The following is an 11816-nucleotide window of genomic DNA, read 5'->3' as shown; positions in this document are numbered from 1 at the left end:
TGAAGTTTTGTCTTGAGACTCCGCCGTTTTTGGGTTCGGTAAGCAGTCCCGTTTTTTTGCCAGAGTAGCTCAGTGGTAGAGCAGGGGACTCATAAGCCTCGACGGCAGTTTTCCGGGGTGTTTCGGCCTGTTTCAAAATGCCGTTTTCATAGGAGAAACCCATTCGGCCTGTTTCGCTCGGTTCAGTTTTTTTCGGCGAATGTGTAGAACACTGTGTAGAACTTTTTCGCTGTGACTTCCGTTTCATAGGCGGGATGAATAATGCACGGTATGCGCATTGTCGCACATTCAGAATATTGCCCACGCCTGCAACTCCACCCTAACCTCCGCTCACCCATTCTCCCATGTCCATTTACATCGGCATTGATTCCGGAACCCAAAGCTCCAAAGCCGTCGCGTTTGACCTCGAGGCGAACAAAGTGATCGCCGAGGCGCGCGCCCCGCACTCGCTCATCGCGGGGCTGCCAGCCGGGCACATGGAGCAGCATCCGTCGGATTGGACGGCGGCCCTCGACTTCGTAATCAGCCTGGTTGCAAAAAAAATTGGCCTGGAACGCCGCACGCGCGTGCGCGGAATCGGAGTTTCGGGTCAACAACATGGATTTGTCCCGCTGGACGCCGGAGGCGCGGTCATCCGTCCGGCAAAACTCTGGTGCGATACCAGCACCACCGCCGAATGCGCACTGCTCACCAAAAAACTCGGCGGACTCAAATCCGTCATTCGCAAGACGGGACTTCCATTTCTACCAGGCTACACCGCACCCAAAATCCTTTGGCTCAAACGGCATGAGCCGATGAACTATAAACGGCTGCGGCACGTTCTGCTGCCCCACGATTACTTGAACTTTTACCTCACGGGAAATTATTTCATGGAGCATGGGGACGCATCGGGAACCGCCCTCATGGATGTGCGCCGGCGCGAATGGTCGGGCGAAGCGCTGGGGGCCGTTGACAAAAACCTCGTAGATTTTCTTCCGCCGCTCTCCGAATCTCACGAAGCCGCGGGCGCACTCCGCCCCGAGCTCGCAAAAAAATACGGCTTTCGCGATGACGGGCGGGTCGTCGTAAGCGCGGGCGGCGGCGATAATATGATGGGGGCCATAGGCACGGGCAACGTCGTCCCCGGCATTGTGACGGCGAGTTTCGGCACGAGCGGCACGGTTTACGCAACCGCCGCAAAACCCGTTGTCGACCCCGGCGGTGAAATCGCCGCCTTCTGCTCCTCGACCGGCGCATGGCTGCCGCTCCTTTGCACGATGAACGTGACTACCGTCACCGAACAGTTGCGAGCGCATTTTGGTTTTACCCACGCCTCGCTCGACGAGGCAGTCCGGACGATTCCTCCCGCAGCCGGAGGGCTCGCCCTTCTGCCATATCTCGCGGGCGAGCGCACGCCAAACATCCCCGACGGCACGGGCGTGCTCTTCGGCCTCAATGCAAAAACCTTCACCCCCGCGCACATCGCGCGTGCCGCAATGGAGGGCGTGACACTTGGCATGAACCACGGGCTGCGCCGCCTCGTCGCGCTCGGGATAAAACCGAAGGAAATCCGGGTAACCGGCGGCGGCGCGAAAACCGCGGTGTGGCGACAAATCATGGCCGATATCTTTGGCGTGCCTGTCGTCGGAATGCTCGAGGATGAAGGCGCCGCGCTTGGCGGAGCGCTTCAGGCAGCCTGGTGCGTTGCCCGTCGCGAGGGCAGACGCAACGCAAAGATCGCCGATTTCACACGCAACGCGGTCGCCATCAACGAAAACACGCGCTGTTATCCCGACAAGGCCGTCCACGCTCGCTACCGCGAACTGCAACATTTGCAGGACACTCTCAGTGTCACATTGCGCCCGATATTCACCAAGGCCGCGCGCATGCGCCGTTGATATCACACCCTCATTTTTCCAATCGCACCATGAAAACAAAATCATACTTCCCAAAAATCGGCACCATCGCCTACGAAGGCCCCCGCGGAGAAAATCCGCTCGCATTCAAACACTACAATCCCGAAGAGATCATTGACGGGCGCAGCATGTCGGAGCACTTGCGTTTTTCCATTGCCTACTGGCACGCGTTTCGCGGCGCGGGCGTGGATATGTTCGGCGCCGGCTCAATCAACCGCCCCTGGGAAAAAGGCAAGGACCCCGTGTCCGTCGCCAAAATGCGCATGGACGCCGCGTTTGAGTTTTTCCAAAAAATCCGCGCGCCGTTCTGGTGTTATCACGACCGCGACATCGCGCCCGAGGGCTCCACGCTCGCGCAGACCAACAAGAACCTCGACGCACTCGTCGCGCACGCCGCGCAGCTCCAGAAAGCCACCGGCATCCGCCTGCTCTGGGGCACGGCCAACCTCTTCGGCAACCCGCGCTACATGTGCGGCGGCGCCACGAATCCCGACGCGCACGTCTTCGCCTACGCCGCCGCGCAGGTGAAAAAAGCCATGGACACCACGCTCGCGCTCGGCGGCGAAAACTACGTCTTCTGGGGCGGGCGCGAGGGCTACGAAACGCTCCTCAACACCAACCTCAAGCGCGAGCAGGACCACCTCGCCGCGTTCATGCACATGGCGGTCGATTACGCGAAACAGATCGGCTTCACGGGCCAGTTCCTCATCGAGCCCAAGCCCAAGGAGCCGACCAAGCATCAATACGATTTCGACGTCGCCAGCGGCATCGCTTTCCTGCGCACCTACAAACTCGACAAATATTTCAAGTTCAACATCGAGACCAACCACGCCACGCTCGCCGGCCACACCTTCGAGCACGAAATCGAAGTCGCCGCCTCCGCCGGCATGCTCGGCTCGATCGACGCGAACACCGGCGACACGCTCCTCGGCTGGGACACCGACCAGTTCTCGACCGATGTCCACGGCCTCACGCTCGCCATGATCTCGATCCTGCGCGCCGGCGGCCTCGGCAAGGGCGGCCTCAACTTCGACGCGAAACTCCGCCGCCCCTCCATCGACATCAAGGATCTTTTTTACGCGCACATCGGCGGCATGGACGCCTACGCGCTCGCCTTTAAGATCGCCCGAAAAATCCTCGCCGACGGAAAACTCTGCCAGTTTGTCGCCGACCGCTACGCGAGTTACGACAGCGGTTACGGCAAGGACATCGAGAAACGCAAAATCGGTTTCGTTGAATTGGAAAAACTCGTGCTCACCAAGCTCGGCGAGCCGAAGCCGCGCTCCGGCAGGCAGGAATATTTGGAAAACCTGATCATGCAATACGTGACCAACGGTGCGTGATTGGGTGGCCATGCCGGCAAACGTCGCAAACGCAAGATACGCAATCTCGCCAGCATCGTCGGTGGTTTTTCATTTCACCAAACTAGTGCGACGATGCGCATTTCTCCGCGTTTGCCAATTGGGCCGGGGCGAACCAATCGTTGCCGGCATGATCCGCTCCCCGTTTGTTACCGCAATTTTTCTGGGCAGCTTCCTTGCCCTGCCTTGCCCGCCCTTGGGCGCCGGCGCCATTGAGCCCATCGAGCCAATAAAGGCTCCGTTCGACATGCCGCAACTGGTGCGCCCGGTTTTTCCAAAGCGCACGGTTGATGTCCGCAGGCACGGCGCCGTCGCGTCCGACAACACCGGCGACATCACAAAAAACACCGCCGCGTTTGCCGCCGCCATCCGCGCGTGCGCCGGGGAGGGCGGGGGGCGCGTGCTCGTGCCCGTCGGGAAGTGGCAGGTCGGCCCGATCCATTTGCGCAGCAATATCGAGCTGCATCTCGCCGAGGGCGCGGAGCTCGTTTTCAGCGACCGCAAGGAGGACTACCTGCCGGTCGTGCCCGTGCGCGTCGGCGGCATTGAGCTTCATAATTATTCGCCGCTCGTTTACGCGAAGGATTGCGAGAACATCGCGATCACCGGTCCGGGCAAGCTCAACGGCAATGCTCGCGCCTGGTGGGATTGGAAGAGAAAGGAAACGCGCGAAATCTTCCAGCTTCAGGCGCGAGGCGTTCCGCCCGAAAAGCGCGTCTATGGCACGATTGAGGCGGCGATTCGTCCGAGTTTTGTCACTTTCTACAATTGCAAAAACATCCTCATGGAGGGCTTCACCATCGGCAGCGGCCCGAATTGGACCATCCATCCCGTCTACTGCGAAAACATCATCATCCGCCGCGTGAACGTGCTCACCGACGGGCCGAACAACGACGGCATCGACCCCGACTCGTGCCGCAACATGCTCATCGAGCATTGCGTTTTCGACACGGGCGACGACTGCGTCGTTTTAAAATCCGGATACAACGAGGACGGCTGGCGCGTGAACCGTCCCACTGAAAACGTCGTCATGCGCCACTGCTCCAGCAAGCGCGGGCACGGCGGTTTGGTGATCGGCAGCGAAATGTCGGGCGGCGTCCGCAATGTCTATATGCACGACTGCCAGTTCGATGGCACCGACCGCGCCGTGCGCATCAAGTCGCGCATCGACCGCGGAGGCGTCGTGGAAAACGTCTGGGCCGAAAATCTCCGCGTGAAAAACATGAAGCGCGAGGTCGCGATTTTGAACATGGATTACAGCGCCGACAGGAACATGGACATTAAGGTCAATCCGCCGGTTTTCAGAAACATCCACCTCAGGAACATCACCGCCGACGGCGCGCCCGTGGCGATTCGCATCACCGGGCTGGAGTCGCATCCGGGCGCGATTCGCGACATCACATTTGAAAACATGGACGTGCGCTCCACCGCGGGCGTGATCGTCAAGCACGCCGAAAATCTTGTTTTCAAAAACGTGCGGCTGGCCGTGCAAAAGGGCGAAAAATACGATCTCACCAACGTCAAGAATGCGACGGTGGACGGGGAGCCGGTTCGATGAGGCGGCCGCCGGACGCGACAAATGATCCGGCGCGCGCCGTCCTTATTTTTTTCGTCCGAGCGTGACGCCTTCCATCCATTTGCCGCTCAGCAGCACCTCGTGCGGATGCTCCGGTATGCCTGTTTCGCCGCGCACCATGAGGCCGACGAGCGTTTCCACGGCAAGCGAGCCCAGGAGCGTGTGATCGCAATAGATCCCCGTCCATTTTTCATCGAGGCGCTCGTTGACCAACGTTGCCATGGGGATTTCTCTCGGGCGGATTTTCAGGGTTTTGAGCCACTCAAAAAACGGCGGCGCCTCGGTGACAAGCAGTGCGTCGGGTTTCCATTTGTCATACCAGCGTCCGAATTGCCGCGGATTTTTTTCGGTGTCCGGCTCGGGGATGAAAAAGAACGGCGTGATCCGGTTTTTGGCGTCGAGCTTCAACTGTTCGCGCAGAAAACCGCCCAGCCAGCGATTGAGGACGCCCGGGCTGTCGTCGCGTCCCGTCGAGACAAAGCCGATGCGCCGGAATCCCTTTTCGATCATTTGGCGAACCGCAAGCGCGGCGCCGGCGTAGTGGTCCTCGGTGACGTAGTGCAGGCGCGGCGTGCGCAAAGTGCGGCCAAGAGCGACGCTCGAAAAACGCTCCCACAGCAAGCGCGCCTCCTCGATCTTGGGCGGGAGGCGGCCCATGAGCAGCCCGTGGATGCCGCGCGTGGTGAGCACGTTTGAAAAACGCTCGGGTGTCATGCCGGGTTCGCCGAGCCAGAAGTGCTCGAGCTTGTAGCCGAGCTCCTGCGCGCGGGCCTGGGCGCCGGGAAAATAATCCGGCCGGTCGATGTGGGGCGGGCGCCAGCCATACCGGGTCGGGTAATTGGTCACGTAGGCGATCACGGTGTGCCTGGACACGCGCGTGTTGCGCCGCGATTGCATGAGGGCGGCGACCAGCGGGTTTACGCGGTAGCCCATTTCGTTCGCCAGTTTTTGCACGCGTTCCCGCACCTCCTTGGAGATCTTGGTCTCGTTGCGTATCGCGCGCGCGGCGGTCGCGCGGTGCACGCCCGCCTTGTCCGCCACGTCTTGTAGAGTAACTTTCGGGGACATTGGATTGGGTTTGGTTTGTCTCGGCGACATCCCAAACGATGGACGCGACAAAGGCGAGCCCGCATGCGCCCGCGTTTTTGCTTTTTTGCCGGCGGGCGGCTTCACGTGTGAAAATCAGGCGGCGGGGACGAGCGGCGAGACGACAAATTGGCGGAATGTCATTTGGGCGTCGCTTTGGGTTTCGGGTTTGCAGGCGGCAAAAAGTCCGACCTTGGCGCCGACCCATTTGCTCGATGTGGCATGGAAGACTTCGCCCATTTGCACATAGGCGCGGCCGTCCTCGCTGTAGCTGAAGCGGCACTCGCGGCCGTTGGTCACCTCCACTCGCAGATGAAGTTTGTCCACCGCGGGCGCGTCGATCGACGCGATGATTTGCTCCTTGTTTCCATCCTGCGCGTTGTGGCAGGTCGCGTGGACGAGGCGCGCGCCGTGGCCGCCGTTGTTTGCGAGGCCGATCCAGGCATAGTTGTAACCAAACACCATCAGGCCGCCGTGGTCGCCCTCGCGCGCTTGCGCGGGGAGCGCGTCCAGCGTCACATCGACGCGAAAATCGGTGCAGGGAAATTTCTGCATGAGCAGGTGCGGCGTCATCCAATGCGATCCGGTTTCGTGCATTGGCATGCAGGCGAGGCGAAGCGCTTTTGCAGCGGTGTCGACGCACGCCCATTCCGGGCGGGGATTGGCCTGCCATTGCCACTGGCGGCCGGGCTCGGGCGAGGAAAAATCATCCGATGTCGCGGGGGCGGCGACCGGCTGTCTCGGCGAGTCGGGTTTGCGGTATATGGGCACGGGGTGCCCGACCATGCCGTTGTTGCCGGCTACGGAGGTGCCCATCACCGGCCAGTCGTTTTCCCAGCGCATGGGTTGCAGGTGCACGACGCGGCCCGTCGCGGGGAGTTCCTGGAAGTGCAGGAACCAGTGCTCGCCCGACGGAGTCCCGACCCACGCGCCCTGGTGCGGGCCGTTGACGGGCGTGGAGCCTTGCTCGAGCACGATGCGGTTTTCATAGGGGCCGGTGATTTTGCGCGAGCGAAACACGGCCTGGTAACCCGTCGCCACGCCGCCCGCGGGCGCGAAGATGTAATACCAGCCGTTGCGTTTGTAGAACTTCGGACCCTCGATCGTGTGCCAGCCGGAAATGGCGTTTCCGTCGATGACAACCTCGCCCTGGCCCTCGACGCGCTCGCCATCCGGGGAGAGGCGGTGCAGCGTGAGAATGTTGCAGATGCCCGAGCGGCTTTTGGCCCAGCCGTGCACAAGCCACACCGAGCCGTCGTCATCCCAAAGCGGGCACGGGTCAATGAAGCCCTTGCCGGATTTCACGCAAACGGGCTCGCTCCATTTGCCGCGCGGATCGGTCGCGGTGATCACGTAGATGCCGAAATCGGGATCGGGATAATAAATCCAAAACTTGCCCGCGTGGTGACGAATCGCGGAGGCCCACGCGCCCTGTCCGTGGCGGACGGCGGAAAAATAATCGTGCGGCACGAGCGCGGGGAGCGCGTGGTTGACGATTGTCCAGTTGACGAGATCGCGCGAATGCAAAATCGGCAGGCCGGGCACGTGGCAGAAACTCGACGCGATCATCCAGTAGTCGTCGCCAACGCGTATGGCGTCGGGGTCGGAATAGTCGGCGTAGATGACCGGGTTTTTGTATTCGCCGTTGTTGAGGTCGGGAAGCCAGGGAGACATGATGGATTTTCGATTTTGGATTGAATGAAAGGGACACTTGGCTTGGGTCAGGCCTCCTCCGGTGTTTGCGGGATGCGGGGGACGAGGAGCTGGATGGCGACGAGCGAGAGCACATACATGAGCGAGGCCCACGCGAAGACATACACGTAGCTGCCCGTTTCCTGGAGGATCCAGCCGGTCGCCTTCGACACGACGCCGCCCGTGAAATACGTCACAAAACCGCCGAGGCCTACCACCGAGCTGATCGCCTTTTTCGGCATGGTGTCGGAAACAAAACTAAACAAATTCGCCGACCAGCCCTGGTGCGCGGAACCCGCGACGCCGACGATGAACACCGTCAGCCAGATCGAGGGCACGTAGGGCGCGAAGAAAACGGGAACGACCGACACCGCGCAGATAAGAAGCGCGACCTTGCGCGTGGCGTTGATCGTCCAGCCCCGGTCGAAGAGCTTGCCCGCGAGCCATCCGAAGAACACGCCGCCGACGGCCGCGAGCGCGTAAAACACACCCGTCCAGATGCCGGTTTGCTGGAGGTCGAGATTGTAGCGCTTGTAGAGAAAATCGGGGAGGAAGAATTGATAAAACCCCCACACCGGACCGGCGAGAATTCCGGCGATGATGTAGGCCCACACGGCGCGGTAGCTGAGCAGCCGGCCCCAGGGCATCGTTTCCTTTTTTTCGGCGGCGGCCGCCTCGGCGGTGATTGTTTTTCCGCCCTGGATGTAGGCGAGTTCGCTCTTCGAGACGCGCTTGCTGCGCTCGGGCGACTCGTAGAGAAACCACCACGCGAAGAGCCACACAAAGCCGAGCCCGCCCGTGATGAAGAAGGTCGATTCCCAGCCGACGTGCTTTAGCAGCCACGGCACGCCGACCGGGCAGATCACCGCGCCGACATTTGTGCCCGCGTTAAAAAGCCCCGTGGCGAGCGCGCGCTCCTTTTGCGGAAACCACTCGGCGACCGCCTTGATCGCTCCGGGAAAGTTGCCGCCCTCGGTGAGGCCGAGCGCGATGCGCGCGCACAGAAAGCCGAGCGCCGTCGCGGGAAGCGCGAAGGTGCCGAGGCGAAAAACGCTCTCCGCGGGAATGAATCCGCAAAGGCCGTGCGCCATCGCGGCGAGGCTCCAGAAAAACACAAAGCCGGGCAGGCCGTAACGCACGCCAAAGCGCTGGATGAGCCGCCCGCCGATCAGGTAGCCGAACGCGTAGGCGAAGCTAAACCCTGCGGCGATCGTGCCGTAGTCGTTTTCATCCCAGCCGAGCTTTTCGCTCAGGTGCGGCTTGAGGATGCCGATTATGTTTCGGTCGATGTAATTGAGCGCGACGGAAAAAAACAGCAGCGTGCAGATGACCCAGCGGAAGTTTCCGCCGGCGCGCGCGGGTTGTTGGGAGGAGTTTGTCGGAGTGGTCATTTTCGTTTGGAAGGTGGTTTGTAGGGGGCGGCGTCGCCGACCAGGGGGCGGACGCGCCCGGCGGCGTCAAACTCAACGCGCAGGATGCCGGGCCGCTCGCGGAAGGGCGCCTGTTTGTCGTTGCCGAAAATCGTCGCCCACCAGTTGCCGTCGTGGTCGCGGAAGAAATTGTTGTGCCCCGCATAGGGCGCGCCGACATAACGCGCGCCGTAGGGTCCGCGAATGTTTTTCGATTCGGCGACCATGCAATGGTAGCGCTCGTAGTAACGCTCCGCGCCGGAAAGGTAGTAGCGGCCGTCGCGCTTGAAAATCGCCGCGCCCTCGTAGCCGATGTGGTCGCGTTCGCTTTCAAGGCACGGGCGGTTCGGGTGGTGGCGCTCGATGTCATTGTCGGCGGGGTCGCAACGCAGGCGGACGGGCTTTTCGGCGAGCCCCGTGAGATCGTCGTTCAAACGCGCAAGATAACCGCTGCCGTAAATAAAATACACGCTGCCATCGTCGTCCTCGAAGAGCGATGCGTCGATGCCGCGCGTGAGCGGAGCGTCAGGTGTGTTGATGCTGCGATAGGGGCCCTCGGGCTTGCCTGTCGTGCTTTTGAGGACGCCGGTGCCGAGACCGGTGACACAATAGGCGAGATAAAAATTGCCCTTGATGTAGTGCACCTCGGGCGCCCACACGGCGCGGCGGCGCCTGCCATTTTTCTCCGTCCATTGCTTCTGCCACGTGCCGTCGCGCTCGATGCTCCAGACAAGCCCGATGAGCTCCCAATTTTTCAAGTCGGTCGATTTCCAAAGGTGGATGCCCTCGTTGGACTCCCAAATGTTTTCGCCCGTGGTGCCGGTCAGGTAATACGCGCCGTCCGGCCCGGCGCAGACGCTGGTGTCGCGAATGCGCGTGTCGAAGAGCGGTTTGACGACGGGCATGGGCGGCTCGCCGGTGTGCGGAAAATCAAATACGCCGCGCCGGTCGCCGCTCTTGGGGCCGAGTGGCAGCGCGTCGATGTCCGGCGCAACGGGCGCGGCGCAAACGGCGCAGACCAACACCAGCTTGAGGAACACCATGATAAATACGCGTTTCATTGTTTGAAAGATTGCCGGGTTTTCGGATTACGGGCTTATCTCAGCCACCATGTGAAGTATAGGTAGACGCCAAGCACCAGCCCGATGACGACGACAGATCCGGCGACATCGACCCAGTTCCAACTGGCACGGTTTTCGGCGCGCTGCTCGGGCGTGCGCGAATCATAAGTGAGCCCGGCTATCTGCGCCTCGGGCTGCGGCGGCGTGAGGAGCGACACGAGGACGACAAACACCACGCTGAACAGGAAAAGCAGGCCCGAGAAATAGTAACCGTTGAAGGAGCCGATCGTGAAAAGCACGCCACTGTCGCCGAGCACGCCGCTCTGCGCGAGCGTCTGCACGGTGAGTTTGAGCATGCCGAGAACGAAGCCGACGACCAGCCCGGCAAACGCACCGCGCGCATTGATACGCTTGGAGAACAGTCCCAGCAAAAACACTGCGGTGATCGGCGGCGCGAGGAAACTTTGCACGTTTTGCAGGTAGTCGTAAAGACCCGTGTTACCCTCGGAAATCTTCTTCATGATCGGAATCCAAATGATGCCGCACATAACGACGACAACCGTCGCGAAACGCCCCACGCGCACTTGCTTGCCATCGCTCGCGTTCGGGAAAAGTTTATTATAGATATCCACCGTGAAGAGCGTGGCACACGAGTTAAATAGCGACGCCAGCGACGACATGAGCGCCGAAATAAGTCCCGCCACAACCATGCCGCGCACCCCGACGGGAAGCAGTGCCTGCACCATTGTCGCGAACACGGCATCGCCAAGAATCTCGCCCGAGCCGTCGGGCTTGAGTGGAATTTGAAGCATGCCCTTTTGGTGCAGCGCGTAGCCGATCATGCCCGGAATGAGGAAAATGAACACGGGCCAGAGCTTGAGAAAACCGCCCCAGATCGCGCCGCGTCGCGCGTCGCGCAGACTTTTCGCAGCGAGCGCGCGCTGCACGATGTATTGGTCGGTGCACCAATACCAGATTCCGATGACAGGCGAGGCGATCATGACGCCCAGCCACGGAAAATTCGGGTCGGAATTCGGGCGCCAGAGCGCGAATTTGTCAGCCTGCGGTTTGATGGTGGCAATGAGCTCGTCCCAGCCGCCGAGTGCGCGCAGCCCCACCCACGAAATGATAAATGAGCCGGCAAGCAGGATGAAGGTTTGCGCAACCTCCGTGTAAACGACCGCGCGCAAACCGCCGAGCACGGTATAAACGCCAGTGAGAACAACCGTCACAAACGCGCCAACCCAGAAAGCGTTTTCGGGCGAGCCGAACGTGTCGGGCAGCAACGTCTGAAAAACGAGTGCGCCGGCGTAAACCGTCACCGCGACCTTGGTGAAAACATATGCCACGAGACTGACGATGGAGAGCACCCAGCGGGTCTTGGCGTTGAAGCGCTTTTCCAAAAACTCCGGCATGGTGAACACACCCGCGCGGTAGTAGAACGGCACGAACACCCACGCGAACACGATCATAATCCACGCATGCAACTCCCAGTGCGCCTGAGCCATACCGTTGCTCGCGCCCGAGCCCGCAAGCCCGACGATATGCTCGGAGCCGATGTTCGACGCGAAAAGCGAACAGCCCACGACGAACCAGCCGATGTGGCGTCCGGCAAGGAAATAGTCGGCCGCGGTCTTCTGTTTCCGCGAGGACCACCAGACGATGCCTGCGATGATGCAAAAATAGACGGCGATAATAATCCAGTCGAGCGGTGTCATGAGTGCGGGATGAGGGTT

General features: G+C 61.0%; 8 protein-coding genes. 3 read left to right on the top strand and 5 right to left on the bottom strand.

All coding sequences use genetic code 11. The features are described from left to right. Positions 1-344: 344 nt before the first annotated feature. The 3 genes from xylB to CKA38_RS05355 all read left to right on the top strand — a co-directional run bounded on the left by xylB (position 345) and on the right by CKA38_RS05355 (position 4814). Positions 345-1877 (top strand): xylulokinase, encoded by a 1533-nt coding sequence (xylB, locus tag CKA38_RS05365; protein WP_108824571.1) that lies wholly within the window; start codon positions 345-347, stop codon positions 1875-1877. Positions 1878-1906: 29 nt separating this feature from the next. Continuing rightward, positions 1907-3238, top strand: coding sequence for a xylose isomerase (gene xylA / locus CKA38_RS05360; protein WP_108824570.1), 1332 nt, complete (start codon positions 1907-1909; stop codon positions 3236-3238). 148 nt (positions 3239-3386) lie between these two features. Beyond that, entirely contained in the window at positions 3387-4814 is a 1428-nt protein-coding gene (locus CKA38_RS05355) for a glycoside hydrolase family 28 protein (protein ID WP_161554748.1), read from the top strand. Between the two features lie 42 nt (positions 4815-4856). Here the strand turns inward: CKA38_RS05355 and CKA38_RS05350 are convergent, their stop codons facing one another. The 5 genes from CKA38_RS05350 to CKA38_RS05330 form a co-directional block, all read right to left on the bottom strand. After that, on the bottom strand, positions 4857-5900 hold the full coding sequence (locus tag CKA38_RS05350; RefSeq protein ID WP_108826431.1) for a LacI family DNA-binding transcriptional regulator: 1044 nt from the start codon (positions 5898-5900) through the stop codon (positions 4857-4859). Between the two features lie 114 nt (positions 5901-6014). Then, a complete protein-coding gene (locus tag CKA38_RS05345) occupies positions 6015-7592 on the bottom strand; it encodes a glycoside hydrolase family 43 protein (protein WP_108824568.1) in 1578 nt (525 codons plus the stop codon). Between the two features lie 47 nt (positions 7593-7639). Beyond that, positions 7640-9001, bottom strand: coding sequence for an MFS transporter (locus tag CKA38_RS05340; protein WP_108824567.1), 1362 nt, complete (start codon positions 8999-9001; stop codon positions 7640-7642). Next, the gene (locus CKA38_RS05335) at positions 8998-10080 is read right to left on the bottom strand and encodes a family 43 glycosylhydrolase (RefSeq protein ID WP_108824566.1); all 1083 of its coding nucleotides are present in this window, start codon (positions 10078-10080) and stop codon (positions 8998-9000) included. The genes CKA38_RS05340 and CKA38_RS05335 overlap by 4 nt, the downstream gene beginning before the upstream one ends. A gap of 35 nt (positions 10081-10115) precedes the next feature. Continuing rightward, complete coding sequence (locus CKA38_RS05330; RefSeq protein WP_108824565.1) at positions 10116-11798, bottom strand: sodium:solute symporter; 1683 nt, start codon at positions 11796-11798, stop codon at positions 10116-10118. Positions 11799-11816 lie beyond the last annotated feature (18 nt).

This window comes from Ereboglobus luteus, assembly GCF_003096195.1.
Lineage (GTDB): Bacteria > Verrucomicrobiota > Verrucomicrobiia > Opitutales > Opitutaceae > Ereboglobus > Ereboglobus luteus.
Note: the sequence above shows the minus strand (reverse complement) of the source record. Positions and strands in the feature narration are given on the sequence as shown.